Raw genomic sequence first — 15,689 nt, 5'->3', positions numbered from 1 at the left:
GGCGTCTGGCCTACGCGTCCGCCACGCTCCTGCTGTGAACGTCGTCAGCGCTCTCGGAGGCGATCGCTTCAAGCTTCCTGCGCACCCGCTCCACCCTCCGCCGGTTTACCCCAAAATCGAACAGGCCGATGCGAGACGTCGACGCTACATGGGCGACGTCCTCCGACGGGCACCACCGGAACTCCAGATCGTCGCGGAACCCGAGCCGGGTTCGGCAGACGGCGTGCAGGTAATCGTCCGTCGCCGTGACGAGGCGGGTACGCGGCATGGCGGCGACGACTGTCCGGAGGCGACGAAAGAGGTTGACCGGGCCTCCCGGCGCGTGGAACGGTGCCACCCGGTGAATCCACCACGCGCCGGGTTCGCTGCTCACATGGTCGTGCCTGAGCCTCCGGAACCGGCGTGTCGCAATCTCGTCGCTTATCAACGGGGCATGAAGCGCTGCATCCGGCGGCCGGTGGAGGCTTCGCCGACGTAGATGTTGCCGCGGGAGTCGACGCTCATCCCGTGCGGGCGCAGGAACTGGCCCAGTTGGCGCCCGCCGCGGCCGAATTCTCCCACGATCTCGAGGTCGGCGCGGCGCAGGATCCACACCTTGTGGTTCGTGCCGTCGGCGAGGTAGAGCCAGCGTTGCTCCGCGTCCGGCGAGAAGGCGACGACGAAGGCCGAGCCCGAGGCGCGCGTGGCCGGGGCCACGATCTTCTCGGCCTGGAACGCGCCGGCCTGATCGAACACCTGGATCCGGTTTCCGCGGCGGTCCGCGACGTAGATGAGGCCGTCGTTCGATCCGATGAGGCCGTGCACGGTGGAGAACTGGCGCGGCTGCTCCGAGTCCGGCGTCCGTCCCGCATAGTCGTACTCGTAGGCGTCGTCCGGCGGCTCTCCATAGGCGCCCCAGTGGCGCAGGTAGGCGCCGGTCTCGCCGTCGAACACGACGACACGGCGGTTCTGGTAGCCGTCGGCGACGAAGACCTCGTTGTCCTCCGGGTCCACCCAGACGCCGGCGGGGCCGCCGAGAAGCTCCGGGTCATCGCTTCCCCCGTTCTCGTCGTAGCGGCCGATCGTCATCACGAGGTCGCCGGAGCGCGTGAACTTCATCACGCGGTGGTGCCGGTAGGTGCCCACCCACACGTAGTCGTTGTGGTCGACGAAGATGCCGTGCGCGTTGCGCGGAAACTCCGAGACGTCCTGCGTGGCCGGGTCGCCCCACCCCTGGACCACGTTCCCCGCGGGGTCGAACTCGGTCACGACCGGGGCCGGGACGCAGCAGGTGCCGATCGGCGGATCCTGCACGGCGGACGTCTCCTCCGGCGTCAGCGACTCCGGGATGTGCGTCACCCAGACGTGATCGCGCGCGTCGACGAACACGCCCGTGATGGATCCCATGATCCAGAGGTTCGGCATCTCTTGCGGCCAGCCGGGGTCCACCTCGAACGCCGGCACGCCGCCCTCGGCGCGCCCGCCCGTGTCCGGGTTCGCGCACGCCGAAAGGAGGACCGCAAGGAGGAAGATCAGGCGCCGGATGCCGTCTTTCATGGTCGCCGTCCGTGTCAGGTCCGGGATCGTTGCCTCCCGGAACGGGAAGATCCACTGTAAGCGCTCACACTCAGCGTGGGAGAGCGTTCCATGTCGCGTCAAATGAGGCCGGGCCTGGTGGCACTGGGATGCGCGCTCGCGGTGGGGTGCGCGCCGTCCGCGAGCGAAGAGACGGTTGTCGCCCAAACCGGGGAAATCGAAGCGGACCACTTCCTCCCCTCCAGGCCCGAGACGCTCAACTGGGGCTGGTTCCCGATCGACAGGGAGCCGGTGCTGCGGATCGCCTCCGGCGAAACCGTGCGGATCGAGACGTTGACCCATGTGGGGGCCACACAGGACGAGCATCCGGTCGAGTTCCTGACCGGGCTCGGAGTGCCGCGGGAGGAGATCCTCGACGACGTCGTCGACTTCTGGGCCTCGCGCGACGGCCGCCCCCGCGAGGGGCGCAGCGGGCACGTCATCACCGGCCCGATTCACATCGAGGGCGCGGAGCCGGGCGACATGCTCGAGATCCGGATCCTCGACATCGAGACGCGGGTGCCGTGGGGCGTGAACTCCACGAGCGGCCGCGGCGGGGTCTTCTCCCCGAGCTATCCCGGCGCCCGCGAGGAGGACGCACCACTCGACATACCGGCCGGCCGGCACCTGATCCGGACCGGTGACGCGGACGGGCGGGAAGTCGCCTTCTTCTCCCCCGACATTCAGGTGCCGCTGGCGCCGTTCATGGGGATCCTCGCCGTCGCCCCCGATCCGGTCGTCGGCGAGCCGGGCGTGACGGTGCCCGGCGTCCAGGGGTCGCGCCCGCCGGGCGCCTTCGGCGGCAACCTCGACGTGAAGGACCTCACCGCTGGAACCACCGTGTACCTCCCCGTCTTCCACCCGGGCGCGCTCTTCTACGCGGGGGATCCGCACGGCGCGCAGGGCGACGGCGAGGTGAGCGGCACCGCGATCGAGCAGTCGCTCACCGGCGTGTTCCGGTTCGTCCTTCACAAGGGAGTGACGATCCCCGCCCCCCGCGCCGAGACGCCGGCCCACTACCTGATCATGGGTATCGATGTGGATCTAGACCGCGCCGCGCGCGAGGCGACCCGCCTCGTGGTGGAGTTCCTCGTCGAGGAGAAGGGACTGACGCCCGACAAGGCCCTCTCCCTGGCCAGCATCGCCGTCGATTTCCGCGTGAGCGAAGTCGTCGATCTGACCCAGGTCGTGACGGGCTTCATCCCGAAGGACATCTTCCTTGAGCGCTGACGGTTCGCGCGGGAATCCGTTCGCGCAGGATCCGAGCGTTCACTCCAGCGAGAGGCTGCACCGAAGGATGACGGAGCCCGGTGTCGCACGTCGCGTCTTGCCCGCCGTCGTCGCCGCCATCCTCCTCCTGTTCCCCGCGGCCGGGGCTGTCGGCGCGCAGGGTCTGGGGCCCGAGGTGCGCCAGCAGCTTCGGGCGACCTTCGATGAGACCGGCAGCCTCGACCTCGATGGCCGGCTCGACGATGCCGCGTGGGCGCAGGCGGAGTTCGCGACGACCTTCTGGCAGCGCGAGCCGGACGAGGGGATGCCGTCCACCCGGCGGACCGAGGTCGCGTTCGTGTTCGACGACGAGGCGCTGTGGGTCGGCGCGCGCATGTACACCGAGGACCCGGACGGCATCCGGGCGTACCTGACGCGGCGCGATCAGGACTTCAACTCCGAGCAGCTGATCGTCTCGATCGATTCCGACTACAATCACCGCACCGCCTTCTCGTTCGGCGTGAACGCGGCGGGCGGACGGCGCGACTGGTTCCACTACGAAGACGACATCGAGGATCGGGACTACAGCTGGGAGCCGGTGTGGGGCGCGCGCGTGCAGCGGCACGCGGAGGGCTGGAACGCCGAACTCAGGATCCCCCTGTCCCAGCTCCGCTTCGACGGCGACGAACCCGCGTGGGGCGTCAACGTCGCGCGCTACATGCCCGACATCCAGGAGTGGGCCCTGTGGGAACTCCTGCAGAAGGCCGAGCCCGGGTGGTCCTCGCGCTTCGGCGATCTGACGGGCGTGGAGCGGGCCTTCGGCGTCCGGCATACCGAACTGATCCCGTACCTGGCGGTCGACGGCCACCGGGACACGGAGCCCCACGAGGACGAGAGCGGGAGCCCCTACGATGGTTTCGCGGGCGCGGACCTCAAGATCGGACTGACGTCCAACCTGACGCTGGATGTGGCCGTGAACCCGGACTTCGGCCAGGTCGAGGCGGACCCCGCCGTCGTGAACCTGACCGCGTTCGAGGAGGTGTTCGAGGAACGACGGCCGTTCTTCACCGAAGGACGGCGGCTCATGGAAGGGCTCGGTCCCCGGTACTACTACTCGCGCCGTCTGGGGGCGCCCCCTCGCGGCCGTTTCGAAACGGACACCGAGGTCGCACACGACCAGACAACGATCCTCGGCGCCGCCAAAGTCACGGGCCGGCTGCCCGGCGGGGCCTGGGTGGGGGCGCTCTTCGCCGTCAACGATCGGGAGGAGGGGCACTTTCACGATCCCGAGACCCACACGGAACAGGATGTCGCGATCGAACCCAGATCGGGGTTCGGCGTGGCCCGCATCGAGCAGCAGTTCGGCGAGTGGCGGGTGGGTCTGACGGGAACCGCGCACGTGGACGAACACGATGAGCGTCTGTCCGAACTGCTTACGGCGCGCGCCTTCGCCGGGGGGGCGGACTGGCGGTACGAGTGGGGCGAGGGCGAGTTCGAAACGGGAGGGCACATCGGGTTTTCCCACATCGGAGGGGACTCACTGGCGATCCTCGAAGCGCAGATGTCCAGCGCCCGCTGGTTCCAGCGTCCCGACGTGACGACCGCGCGGCTCGACCCGGCGCGCACCTCGCTCTCCGGCTACACGGCCGGGGCCGGAGTGGAGAAGGTCGCGGGACGCTGGCTGTGGGGCCTTTCGGGAGACGTGATCTCGCCGGGGTTCGAGATCAACGAGGTGGGACAGATGTTCAGCGCCGACCGCGTGTCGACGGAGGCGGAGGTCGCGATACGGGAGACGACGCCGAGCGACTTCGCCGAGTCGTGGCAGGTCGGGGTCACGGCCGGGAATGCCTGGAACTTCGAGGGCGTGCGAACGGAGACGCTGCTCGGCGCCGGGGCCGAAGTGAAATGGCCCAGCGGCCTCGAGACGGGACTCGAGCTCGAGTACGCGCCCACCGCCCTCAGCGTCGACCTGACGCGGGGCGGTCCGTTGATGGAGACGGCGGCGGCGTGGGGAGCGAGCGCCTCGCTGGCGAACGACCGCTCCGCGCGGACGGGGCTCAGCCTCGAAGGCGGGTACGGGCGCGACGATCTCGATGGCTGGGTCTACCGGCTCGGCGGCTCCATCACGCTGCGCCCCTCGACGCGCCTCGAGCTTCGACTCGACCCCAGCTATGAACGCGAAGTGGAGTCACAGCAGTACGTGACGACGCTCGCGGACGGGCGCGCGGCCACCTTCGGCCACCGCTACGTGTTCGGGTCCATCGACCGCAGCACGCTCGCGATGCAGATCCGGGGGAGCTACGCGTTCACGCCCGACTTCACGCTCGAAGCGTATCTCGAACCCTTCGCCGCCATCGGCCGCTACCAGGGTCTGGGGGAGCTTCTGCGGCCGCGCGGGAAGGATCTCCTGCGTTACGGGGAGATGGGTTCAAGCCTCCGGCGCGCGACCGACGGCTCCTACGAAGTCACCGAGGGAGGCAGGGCGTTTTCCCTCCCGAATGCCGACTTCAACGTCCTTTCGTTCCGCAGCAACGTCGTCCTCCGCTGGGAATGGGGCGATGGGAGCACGCTGTTCCTGGTGTGGCAGCAGGACCGCTCCGACATGCGGACCTCCGGGGAACTCATCGACCCGGGTCGCGTTCTCGACAGCTTCGGCGCGCCCGGAGAGCACGTCTTCCTGGTCAAGGTCGCCTACTGGCTGCACCTGTGACTTTCGCACGCCTGCCCGGCCGATGACCGACCTCCCGCTGTCGCTGCGAACCGTTGCACTCGCGGCCGGCCTCGTCGCGGGGCTCGCGCTTTCCGATCGAGACGTCCGCGCCCAGGGCCTGGGTCCGGCGGACCGGCAGCAGCTCAGGGCCACGCGCGACACGGATGGAACGCTCCAGCTGGATGGCCGCCTGGACGACGCGGTCTGGGCGCGGGCGGAGTTCGCGACGACGTTCTGGCAGCGCGAGCCGGACGAGGGCGAGCCGGCCACGCGGCGGACCGAAGTCGCGTTCGCGTTCGACGACGACGCGCTGTGGATCGCCGGGCGCATGTACACGGACGATCCCGACGGCATCCAGGCCTACCGGACCCGCCGCGATCAGAACACCGGGTCGGAGCGCCTGCTGGTCTCGCTCGACCCATACCTGAACCGGCGCACGGCCGTCTCCTTCGGGGTGAACGCGGCGGGCAGCCGCACGGACTGGTACCACCCCGAGGACAACGTGACGAACCGCGACTACACGTGGGATCCCGTGTGGTCGGCGCGCGTGCAGCGCGACTCGCTCGGCTGGACGGCCGAGATGCGGATGCCGTTCTCGCAACTGCGCTTCAACGGCGAAGAGTCGGCGTGGGGCGTGAACATCAACCGCTACATGCCCGACATCCAGGAGAACCTCTTGTGGGAACTCGTGGTGCGGAGCGAGCCGGGATGGGCCTCGCGCCTCGGCGATCTCACCGGACTCGAGGGCGTGCGGGGAAGCCGGGGGATCGAGTTTCTCCCCTACGTGGCAGGCGATCTTCGAACGCCCACGGGCGGCCCGATGGCGGGTGTCGTGACGCGGAGCGAGTCCCGCGTGGGGGCGGACTTCAAGGTCGGCCTCGGTTCGAGCCTGACGCTCGACGCCGCCGTGAACCCGGACTTCGGCCAGGTCGAAGCGGACCCCGCGGTCGTGAACCTGACCGCGTTCGAGGAAGTCTTCGAGGAGCGCCGCCCCTTCTTCACGGAGGGTCGCCAGCTCATGGAGGGCCTGGGTCCGCGCTACTTCTACTCGCGCCGCATCGGGGCTCCCCCCGCGGGACGGGCGGAGGCCGACAGCGTCGTCGCGCCCGATCAGACCACGATTCTCGGGGCGGGGAAGGTCACGGGCCGGCTCCCGGGCGGGACCTCCGTGGGCGCGCTCTTCGCCGTCACGGGTCGCGAGGATGCCCGGGCGTTCGACTTCACGCACGGAGGGACCGGGACGGCCCCGGTGGAGAGCGCCGTCCCGGTCGCCCCTCTGAGCGCCTTCGCGGTCGCGAGACTGGAGCAGGAGTTCGGGGAGGAGGGTTCCACGCTCGGCTTCACGGGGACCACGCTCAGCCGCGAGGGCCGTCCCGAACTCGCCGCGCTCCTCCCGTGGCGCGCCTACGCAGGAGGCACGGACTGGAACCTGCGCTTCGGCGGGGGCGAGTACGAACTCACGGGGCACGCGGGGTTCTCGCACCTCAGCGGCAACTCCGAGGCGATCCTGCGGGTGCAGCGCTCGAGCGCGCGCTTCTTCCAGCGTCCCGACCGCGAGACCGCCCGGCTGGACCCGTCGCGCTCCGCGCTCTCCGGGTATGCGGCGGCCCTCGGGATGCAGAAAGTGGGCGGCCGGCGCTGGCTGTGGCGCGTGCGGGGCGAAGCCACCTCGCCCGGCTTCGAGATCAACGACGTGGGACAGATGTTCAACGCGGACCGGCTCACGGCCGAAGCCGACATCGCGATCCGCGAGACGATCCCGACCGCGTTCGCCCGCGCCTGGCAGGTCGGCCTCACCTCGGCGAGTTCATGGAACTTCGATGGCGTGCGCACCGAGACGACGCTCGGGGCCCGGGCCACCGCGACCTGGCACAACTACCTGCGCACGACGCTCGAGGGCGGATACCACCCGCGCGCGCTCAGCGACCACCTCACGCGCGGCGGCCCCCTCATGGAGACGCTCGCGCGCTGGCAGGCCGGCCTTGCGGTCGCCACCGACCGCTCCTTCCGGACCGGCTTCCGGCTCAGGGGGTCCTACGGGCGGGACGAGATCGGCGGGTGGGCGTACGACATGGGCGGCTCGCTCACGCTCCGCCCGGGGTCCGCGCTGCAACTCGAGGTCGAACCCGGCTACCGGCGCGAAACGGAGTCGCGCCAGTACCTCACGACGCTGGCCGGCGGCCGGCGGGCCACCTTCGACCGGCGCTACATCTTCTCCGCCATCGACCGCAGCACCCTCTCCCTCCGCCTCCGCGGCGCCTACGCCTTCGGCCCGGACCTCACGCTCGAGGCCTATTTCGAGCCGTTCGCGGCGAGCGGACGCCGCCACGGGCTGGGCGAACTCCTCGAACCCGGCCAGCGGCACCTGCTCCTGTACGGCGAAGAGGGATCGAGGATCGATCGCCAGCAGGACGGGTCGTGGGACGTGACCGAGGGCGGCCGCTCGTTTACGCTCCCCGACGGAGACTTCAACATCCTCTCGCTGCGCAGCAACGTCGTCCTGCGCTGGGAATGGCAGCCGGGCAGCACGCTCTTCCTCGTCTGGCAGCAGGACCGCTCCGACATGCGGACCTCGGGCGAACTCGTGGACCCCGGCCGTCTCGTCGACAGCCTGCGCGCGCGAGGGCAACACGTCTTCCTGCTCAAGATCGCCTACTGGCTCCCGATTTGAGGACCCGGGAGAGCGTCTCGAATCGAACGTGAAAGGGGCAACGAGAGGGGTGGAATGGGAACGTCGAACATGACGGGGAAAGTCGCGCTCGTGACGGGCGGGACGAAGGGGATCGGGCGCGCGGTCGCGGAGCACTTGCTCGCGGCGGGCGGATCGGTCGCCATCTGCGCACGGACCGAGGCGGACGTGCGGGCGGCCGAGGCGGAACTCGGCGACCGGGCGCTGGGCATCGTGTGCGACGTGGCGGACGCGGGCGCCTGCGAGCGCATGGTCGAGGAGACCGTGGCCCGTTTCGGGTGGCTCGACATCCTCGTGAACAACGCCGGACTCGGGATCTTCAAACCGCTGCGGGAGATGAGCGTTGAGGAGTGGCGGCTCCAGATCGACGTGAACCTCGGCGGCGTCTTCTACTGCTCGCGGGCCGCGCTCCCGCACCTGAGCGCGAGCGGCGACGGCTTCATCGTGAACATCGCGTCGCTCGCCAGCCGCCACGCCTTCCACGGCGGCACCGGGTACAACGCGAGCAAGTACGGCCTGCTCGGACTCACCGAGGCGATGCTGCTCGACGTGCGCTACGACGACGTGCGGGTCAGCATCGTGATGCCCGGGAGCGTGGACACGTATTTTAACGGCCGCGAACAGGTGCCGGAACGGACCTGGCGCCTGCACGTGGATGACTGCGCGGCGGCGGTCGTGCAGCTTCTCTCCTATCCGAAGGAGGCCCACGTGAGCCGGGTCGAACTCCGTCCGTCGCAGCCACCCCGGAAGGCGTGACCGACGAACTCGGCGCCCACGTCTCGGTGGCGGGAGGCGTGCAGACCGCGCCACGGCGGGCGGCGGAGATCGGGGCGGTCAACTTCCAGCTCTTCACCAAGCAGCCCAACCGGTGGGCCGAGCCCCGAATCGACGACGAGACGGCGGCGGCGTTCAAGGCGGCGCGCGCGGAGCACGGGATCGCGATCGCGGGGGCCCACGATTCCTATCTCATCAACCTCTCATCCCCCGACCGGCGGCTGTGGCGGATGTCGCAGCGCAGCTTCCAGGGAGAACTCGAGCGCTGCGCTCGCCTCGGCCTCGAATTCCTCGTCACCCATCCCGGGAACGCGACGGACGGGGACATCGAGGAGGGGCTCGCGCGCAACGCACGGGGCGTGACCGAGTCGCTGGAGGCCGTGGAGGGCCCGACCCGCATCCTCCTCGAACTCACCGCCGGCGCCGGGACGACCGTCGGCGCGAGCTTCGAGAATCTGCGGAGCATTCTGGATCAGATCCCGGAATCACAGCGGGACCGCGTGGGCGTCTGTCTCGACACGTGCCACGCCTACTCCGCCGGCTACGATCTCGTCGGGGACTACGACGGCGCCTGGGCGGCGTTCGACAGGGTGCTGGGTCTTGAGCGGCTGGGTCTCATCCACATGAACGACTCGAAGAACCCCTTCGATTCGCGCAAGGACCGCCACGAGGAGATCGGAGCAGGCAGCCTCGGCGAGGGTCCCTTCCGGCGGTTGATGCGAGACTCCCGCCTGCGCCACGTCCCCAAGATCCTGGAGACCCCGAAGGGGGAGGACGGCGCGGACGCCGACATCCGGAACCTCGCCCGCCTGCGGAGCTACCGCGAAAGGAGTCGCTGATCATGTCCGATCCGGTGAGCACCCGGCGCCGCGGGCACGTCCTCGAAGTCACGCTGGACCGGCCGCCGGCGAACGCGATCGACGCGGCGACGAGCATCCGCATGGGAGAGGTCTTCTGCGACTTTCGCGACGACGATGACCTCCGCGTGGCGATCCTCGCCTCAGCCGGTGACCGCATCTTCTCGGCCGGCTGGGACCTGAAGGCCGCAGCCGGAGGGGAGCACGAGCGGATGGACTACGGGGCGGGCGGTTTCGGCGGGATCACGGAGCTGTGGGACCTGACGAAGCCCGTGATCGCCGCCGTGAACGGCCTGGCGGTGGGGGGAGGGTGCGAGATCATGCTCGCCGCCGACCTCATCGTCGCGAGCGAAGGCGCCGAGTTCTGGTTCCCCGAGGGCCGCCTCGGGAACGTGCCCGACGCGGGAGGCGTCCAGCGACTGCCGAGGAGACTGCCGCGGAACGTCGCCATGGAGATGCTGCTCACCGGCCGCCGGATGGGAGCCGCGGAAGCGCACGAATGGGGCCTCGTGAACTGGGTCGTCCCTTCGGAGCAGGTCCTCCCGAAAGCTCGCGAAGTCGCCGAGGGTCTGGCCCGGAACGCCCCGCTCTCGATGCGGGCGACCAAGGAGATCGTACGCGGGATCGAGGGTCTGTCGGTGCGGGACGCCTTTGAGGCCGTCCAGGAGGGCCGGTTCCCCGCCTACGAGCGCATGCTCGTCTCCGAGGACCACGCCGAAGGCCCCCGCGCCTTCACGGAGAAACGCGAGCCGAACTTCAAGGGCCGGTAGCCGGGCTCGGGCAAGTGGCGGGCGTCGCTTCCGACGGACTGCTCGGTCAATGCCAGCGTCGGCGTGAGGACTCCACCCGGTACAGGATGTAGTCCCGCAGCGCACGAGCCACACGGCGGTCGATGTACGGGACCGTGATCCTCCCACACGCCAGTTGTACCCGCAGCGTAGCCAGTCCCTTCCGGCGCTGCAGTGGGGACTGCCGGACGGTCGCGGACTGCACCTTCCTGAGGGGGAACGCCTTCACCTCGCTTCCCAGGAATCCGCTGCGGCTCGCCAGTCCGTCGCGGTCGTACGCGTATCCTTGTCGGCGCCACCGCTGCCAGGCGGCGAGCGCAGCGGCCGGGATGGATGCGGCCCACCAGAAGAGAATCGTGGAGGTGCGGGCGAACACTCCGGTCCCCGCCAGCAGCAGGAGGGTTCCGAAGACGGCGGCCAGGACGAGCGCGTAACGCAGGGCGAGCGCGCGAATGTAGTGGGGCGACACCCGTTTGAGACCCAGGCTTCCGGGCAGAACGGGAACCGCCGTCGCTTCCCGCTCGAACATCAGCGTCCGTAACTCCTCGGCGAGCCGGTCACCCAGGAGCGGCACCTCGAGCACATCCGGCACTTCGATGGCGGCGACCCGGCCCGCGTCCGGGGAGACGGCCGCGGCCGGGAGGGCGTATAGCCGGTACCGTCGCAGCCACCGCAGCACCAAGCCCTGGCTCACGGTCAATTGCTGGATCTTCGGCGCCTCGACCACGACCTCGCGTTGCGTCAGGAGGCCCGCGTACGAACGGAACCTGCCGCCGTCGTGGCGGAGCGTGAAGTTGTGGTGCCGCAGAAACGCGGCGGTCACCGTGAGGAGGAGCGCCACGCCCGCGATGCAGGCGATCACGGCGGCCGCGAGCCCCACCTGGGCGAGCGCCCCGAGACTGGTGAACGCGCTCGCGGCACTGTCGACGCCGGCCTCGACCGCCTCCAGGACAGGATCCAGAGAATCGCCCGGTTGCAGCAGATCGGTCAGCACGCCGATCAACGCCGCCACGAAGATGAAGTTCCGGCTGGCGAGTCCGATGCGCACCATGTCGGCCGGGCCGAGCCGGAGAAGGGCGGGGTCCGGTTCGACGCCGGACCGCGCTTCCGCCGGAGCGGCCGACCCGCTGGCGCCCGCGGCCGCCGAGTCCCCCTCGCCCGCGGCGGGGCCTCCGAGGACGGGTCGAAGCGCCGTCACGCTGCGCTGCAGCCGGTGGGCCACCTCCGTCTTGATCGACGGCAGTTTGCCCTCGGCCTGGACCGAGCCCGACGTATCGAGAGTGACTGTGACCAGCCCGAACAGGCGGTCGACCGGGGACCGCCTGACGTTGATGCCCTGCACGCGCTCGTAGGGGAGGTCCAGCGCGGTCTTCTTGAGGACGCCTCTGCGGATGAGGAGTCGGTCACCGGCGATCCGGAATCTGAAACAAGCCCACTGAACCGCGCCCACGACGAAGGGCAGCAGGAGAACCGCCCCGAGCACGAGGAGCAGAATCCCGAGAGCGCCGGGATCGTCCCGCACCAGGGGTATGATCGCGATCAGCGGGATCAGGGCGCCCATCATCGCTCGTGCCAGGATCCTGACGACGTTTCCGGCGAAGAAGAGAAGGGCGAAGGGGGAGGAGCGCTGCCAATCGCCGGGGTTCGGCGAATTCACCGGCCGGCGTCCCCCGCGGATTCGAAGTGTTCGGCGGAATCCGCAGCGGGCGTCCCGGATTCGATTCGTTCCGAGACGTACACGCGCAGCCGCTCGGCCGTCTCCCGTCCCAAGCCGCGGACGTGGTTGCCGAGGCCGCCTCCCGCCGGAAAGACCGACAGGCTGGCCAGGCCGAACCGGCGGTCCAGCGGATTGCTGTGGAGCTTGGTGTGCTGCACGCGGTTGAAGGGGAACGCCTTCACGGAGCGCCACAGGACGCCGGACTTGTACAGGAGGTCCTTCTCGCGGACGACATACCCCCGACGCGGGACGGCGATCAGCGGCCATACGATGGAGCACACGCAGAAGGCCCCCAAGGCCGTCCACAGGAGGGTCGGCAGCCACGGCACGGACTCGGCGATAGCGGCCCGGTTGCGAGGGGATACCGCCATCTGGAACGCCCCGGCGGCCACGACGTAGACGGTGGACCGGATGGCCGCCCCGACCTGGAGACGCCTTGCGAAACGGGAGTGAAGTGGGACCCAATCGACGGCTTCCGCGCCGGGCAGGGCGTCGAGCGGTACGTGAGGGTTGACGAAGTCACCGGGTACTTCGAGTGCCGGGGTCGCCGACATGGCTGCCCCGCGGCCCTCAGCGACCATCGTTCGCCTGGTCCTGGTACAAGCGGAGGCCTTCCTCGAACGTTGCGATGACTTCGGCCTTGTGGGCCGGGTCGTCCCAGCGATCCATGGAGTGGATGTCGTCGAGCGTACGCTCGATCCAGCGCACGAAGAACGCCGCGTCCTCCCCCGACCGGATCGGTTCGCCATCGGCGATGACGAACACGGGGTTCGTGTGTGCGAACAGGTAGCTGTCCATGGCGCCGTGCTGCGCCGGCCCGAGGACCCGCGCGGCGATCCAGCCGCTCCCGTCCATGGCGACGTCGATTTCCGCCTCGAGTGTGCGGCCGTCGCCGCTCGCCTCTACGGTGTGGATGATCTCGCCGTTCCGGACGATGTCGAGCCGCTCCATCTCGAACAGCGAGCGCGCGGTGACCGCGACCCTCACGCTCTCGCCGCGCGATACCGCGAGTTCCTCGCCCATCCCCATGCCGTCCACGTCGAGCGTGAGGATGGGTCCGCTCGTCACGAAGGCGTGGCCCGCGGCCATCGCGTCCGCCCATTCGTCGTAGTCGAGGTCCTCTTCGCCGGTGTAGACGTACGAGCGCGTCGTTCCCACGGCCGGATGCCGCCACATGTCGGTCATCGCGTCCGTCCCCGCCGTGGCCGGGATCCGCGAGCCGGTGTTGAGCAGGCGGTACCAGATCGCGGCCGTCCCCAGTTCGTCGCTCCAGATGCAGGAGACGTCCACGAAGTCGGCCAGCCCCAGGATCGCGTCGACCGGCAGCTCCCGCGCCCCGCTCGGCACCGGATCCGCTGCCCCGCGGTGGCTGAGCCCGAACGGGTGCACGTAGCCGCCGATCCCGCCCTGCTCGTGCACGCGCCTGAGCACCGCCGCGTTGTCGGGATAGAGCTCACGGAAGGCCGTCCCCTCATAGCCGATGTAGAACGGTGTGATGAGTTCCACGAGGTTCAGCAGTGACATGTGGGCGAAGAAGTTCGGCCGGTACTCCTCGTTGTAGTAGACGATCGTGCGCGGGTCAGGGTGCGGATGCGGGTGGCCGAGGAAGTGTTCCAGGTCCTCCACGCGACTGTTCGCCCAATAGTTGGCGATCATCCCGTTCGCCACATTGAGGTCTTCCGCCAGCGCCTTGTTCCCGAGGTCGAGCGGCGTGACAAAATAGTGGCCGCCATAGTTCGGGTGAATGTGATTGTCGCCGGAATACCAGCCGTCCGCGGCCATGTCGATCCAGCGCTCCAGCCGGACGTCCACATTGGTCCATTCGCCGGCGCGCACCTGGACGGTCTGCGCGACGGGCTCGTATTCGAAGCCCCGCCACACCTCCAGTTCGGCCGTCCCGACCGGAAGGGTGACGGAGAAGCTCCCGTCCGTGTGGAAGTAGTAGTCCTCGGGCCCGCTCAGGACGCGGGGAAAGCTGCCGTCGGGGAAGTAGCTCCGCCCGTCCGACGCCTCCAGGTAGATGCGGGAGGGGACCCGCCGCCCGTTCGCGTCGCTGACGCGGACCTGCACCCGGCCCGTCGGTTCGGACCACGCGTAGTCCTCGATGTGCACCGGGACCGGCTCGCCGCCCCCGCGCCCCGTCGTGTAGAGCCCGAACCCCATCCCGCCGTCCGTCGTCCGGTCCTCGCCGTGGAGACCCCCGTTCCTCGCGTAGACCAGGCGCTCCCCGTCGGGGGACCAGGAGGGGAAGTACTCGTCCGTGCGGGTGTGCGTGAGCCGGACCTGCTGGATCCCCGGACTGGAGCGGTCCTGCGCCGCGGACGCCCGGTAGGTCGGGACCTGGTAGATGTCGTTGTTCCCCGAGGCATCGGTGACGTAGGCCACCGAGCCTCCGTGTGGGGCCACGACCGGCGAGGCCTGGTAGTTCGTCTCGATGCGGATGAGGAGTTCGGCCTCGCCGGTGTCCGCGCTCCAGCGCCACAGCGAGCCCGAGCCGAGCGCCGCCTCGCCGCGCTTGGAGACGAAGACGATGTCGCCCGTGTCGCCGATCCAGTCCCCGGCCATGTCGTTCGCCCCCGGGTGGGCGATGACCGATTCCATGGCTTCCGCCTCGAGGTCGTAGACCCAGAGGTCGAACGTCCCATCCCGTCCGGTCGTGAACAGGATCCTGGAGCCGTCGCCGGAGAACCGCGGCCGCATGTCGATCGCCGGATCTTCCGTCAGCCGGCGGGAGTCCCCGCTCTCGAGGTCGAGCAGGAAGATGTCGAGGTTGAGACCGATGTCCGCGGCGTAGGCGATATGACGACCGTCGGAAGACCAACTCGGCTGCGAGTGGTAGCCGGCCCCGGAGGTGAGCTGCCGCGCCACGCCCCCTTCGGCCGGGACCGCCCAGATCCGCCCCTGGTAGGCGAAGGCGATCGACGCGCCATCGGGCGAGAACGCGGGATAGGTGGGCGACGCCGTGACCGGGGGCGGGAAGTAGCTCTCCATGTACATCTTCCCCGACCCCCCGATCCCGCTCATCGCCGGATACCCGCCCGGGAACGGCCCCGGATACCGCTCCAGGTCGTCCTGCCCCGCGAGCGGCAGGGCAGCGAACCCGCCGCCGGCGATCAGAAGGAATCCGAACAGTCGAAGGGTGCGCGGCGTCGGCGTCATGTCAGCCTCCGGAACGGTAGAGCCAGGATTCGGTCCCCAACACTGGCCGACGTGTGCGGTTGCCGCCAGACGACGCCCGGTCGATCCTTGATGGGACACCCAAACTCGCCCCTTCCCGGGACTGGCCAATGAAATCAGTGAACGCGAGACACGACGGGCCGCGGGGGGCACCGAGAACGGCTCCGCTGCTCGCTGTGCTGGGAGTCTGTCTCTTCGCAGCCGGTCTTCCCGG

11 protein-coding genes are annotated in these 15,689 nt (G+C 69.6%); 6 read left to right on the top strand and 5 right to left on the bottom strand.

The features are described 5' to 3' along the window. Positions 1 to 10: 10 nt before the first annotated feature. Together RN901_RS08635 and RN901_RS08630 are read right to left on the bottom strand one after the other, a co-directional pair. Positions 11 to 373, bottom strand: coding sequence for a DUF1499 domain-containing protein (locus RN901_RS08635; RefSeq protein ID WP_310757873.1), 363 nt, complete (start codon positions 371 to 373; stop codon positions 11 to 13). Between the two features lie 50 nt (positions 374 to 423). Further along, the gene (locus RN901_RS08630) at positions 424 to 1,536 is read right to left on the bottom strand and encodes a hypothetical protein (protein WP_310757872.1); all 1,113 of its coding nucleotides are present in this window, start codon (positions 1,534 to 1,536) and stop codon (positions 424 to 426) included. Positions 1,537 to 1,653: 117 nt separating this feature from the next. Between RN901_RS08630 and RN901_RS08625 the strand changes: the two genes are divergently transcribed. The 6 genes from RN901_RS08625 (at position 1,654) to RN901_RS08600 (ending at position 10,563) form a co-directional block, all read left to right on the top strand. Next, on the top strand, positions 1,654 to 2,784 hold the full coding sequence (locus RN901_RS08625; protein WP_310757871.1) for an acetamidase/formamidase family protein: 1,131 nt from the start codon (positions 1,654 to 1,656) through the stop codon (positions 2,782 to 2,784). 67 nt (positions 2,785 to 2,851) lie between these two features. Further along, a complete protein-coding gene (locus RN901_RS08620; protein WP_310757870.1) occupies positions 2,852 to 5,473 on the top strand; it encodes a DUF5916 domain-containing protein in 2,622 nt (873 codons plus the stop codon). Between the two features lie 22 nt (positions 5,474 to 5,495). After that, on the top strand, positions 5,496 to 8,144 hold the full coding sequence (locus tag RN901_RS08615; protein WP_310757869.1) for a DUF5916 domain-containing protein: 2,649 nt from the start codon (positions 5,496 to 5,498) through the stop codon (positions 8,142 to 8,144). A 54-nt stretch (positions 8,145 to 8,198) separates the two neighbouring features. After that, complete coding sequence (locus RN901_RS08610) at positions 8,199 to 8,918, top strand: SDR family oxidoreductase (protein ID WP_310757868.1); 720 nt, start codon at positions 8,199 to 8,201, stop codon at positions 8,916 to 8,918. After that, complete coding sequence (locus RN901_RS08605; RefSeq protein WP_310757867.1) at positions 8,915 to 9,775, top strand: deoxyribonuclease IV; 861 nt, start codon at positions 8,915 to 8,917, stop codon at positions 9,773 to 9,775. The genes RN901_RS08610 and RN901_RS08605 overlap by 4 nt, the downstream gene beginning before the upstream one ends. Positions 9,776 to 9,777: 2 nt before the next feature. Then, positions 9,778 to 10,563, top strand: a complete 786-nt coding sequence (locus RN901_RS08600) for an enoyl-CoA hydratase-related protein (protein ID WP_310757866.1) — start codon at positions 9,778 to 9,780, stop codon at positions 10,561 to 10,563. Between the two features lie 46 nt (positions 10,564 to 10,609). On the opposite strand, the gene RN901_RS08595 is transcribed toward RN901_RS08600, so the two are convergent. The 3 genes from RN901_RS08595 to RN901_RS08585 are packed head-to-tail and all read right to left on the bottom strand — an operon-like array spanning position 10,610 to position 15,457. Further along, positions 10,610 to 12,238 (bottom strand): PH domain-containing protein, encoded by a 1,629-nt coding sequence (locus RN901_RS08595; RefSeq protein ID WP_310757865.1) that lies wholly within the window; start codon positions 12,236 to 12,238, stop codon positions 10,610 to 10,612. Next, positions 12,235 to 12,852: a PH domain-containing protein gene (locus RN901_RS08590; protein ID WP_310757864.1), complete on the bottom strand. Its 618-nt coding sequence runs from the start codon at positions 12,850 to 12,852 to the stop codon at positions 12,235 to 12,237. Before RN901_RS08590 ends, RN901_RS08595 begins: the two co-directional genes overlap by 4 nt. Positions 12,853 to 12,868: 16 nt before the next feature. Further along, complete coding sequence (locus tag RN901_RS08585) at positions 12,869 to 15,457, bottom strand: CehA/McbA family metallohydrolase (RefSeq protein ID WP_310757863.1); 2,589 nt, start codon at positions 15,455 to 15,457, stop codon at positions 12,869 to 12,871. Positions 15,458 to 15,689 lie beyond the last annotated feature (232 nt).

It is taken from the genome of Candidatus Palauibacter soopunensis, assembly GCF_947581735.1.
Classification (GTDB): Bacteria; Gemmatimonadota; Gemmatimonadetes; order Palauibacterales; family Palauibacteraceae; genus Palauibacter; species Palauibacter soopunensis.
Note: the sequence above shows the minus strand (reverse complement) of the source record. Positions and strands in the feature narration are given on the sequence as shown.

What these genes read in the sequence shown, in the direction of transcription:
- RN901_RS08630 (WP_310757872.1), bottom strand. Translation starts at nt 1,536, where the DNA reads ATGAAAGACGGCATCCGGCGCCTGATCTTCCTCCTTGCGGTCCTCCTT.
- RN901_RS08615 (WP_310757869.1), top strand. Translation starts at nt 5,496, where the DNA reads ATGACCGACCTCCCGCTGTCGCTGCGAACCGTTGCACTCGCGGCCGGC.
- RN901_RS08585 (WP_310757863.1), bottom strand. Translation starts at nt 15,457, where the DNA reads ATGACGCCGACGCCGCGCACCCTTCGACTGTTCGGATTCCTTCTGATC.
- RN901_RS08600 (WP_310757866.1), top strand. Translation starts at nt 9,778, where the DNA reads ATGTCCGATCCGGTGAGCACCCGGCGCCGCGGGCACGTCCTCGAAGTC.
- RN901_RS08590 (WP_310757864.1), bottom strand. Translation starts at nt 12,852, where the DNA reads ATGTCGGCGACCCCGGCACTCGAAGTACCCGGTGACTTCGTCAACCCT.
- RN901_RS08610 (WP_310757868.1), top strand. Translation starts at nt 8,199, where the DNA reads ATGGGAACGTCGAACATGACGGGGAAAGTCGCGCTCGTGACGGGCGGG.
- RN901_RS08620 (WP_310757870.1), top strand. Translation starts at nt 2,852, where the DNA reads ATGACGGAGCCCGGTGTCGCACGTCGCGTCTTGCCCGCCGTCGTCGCC.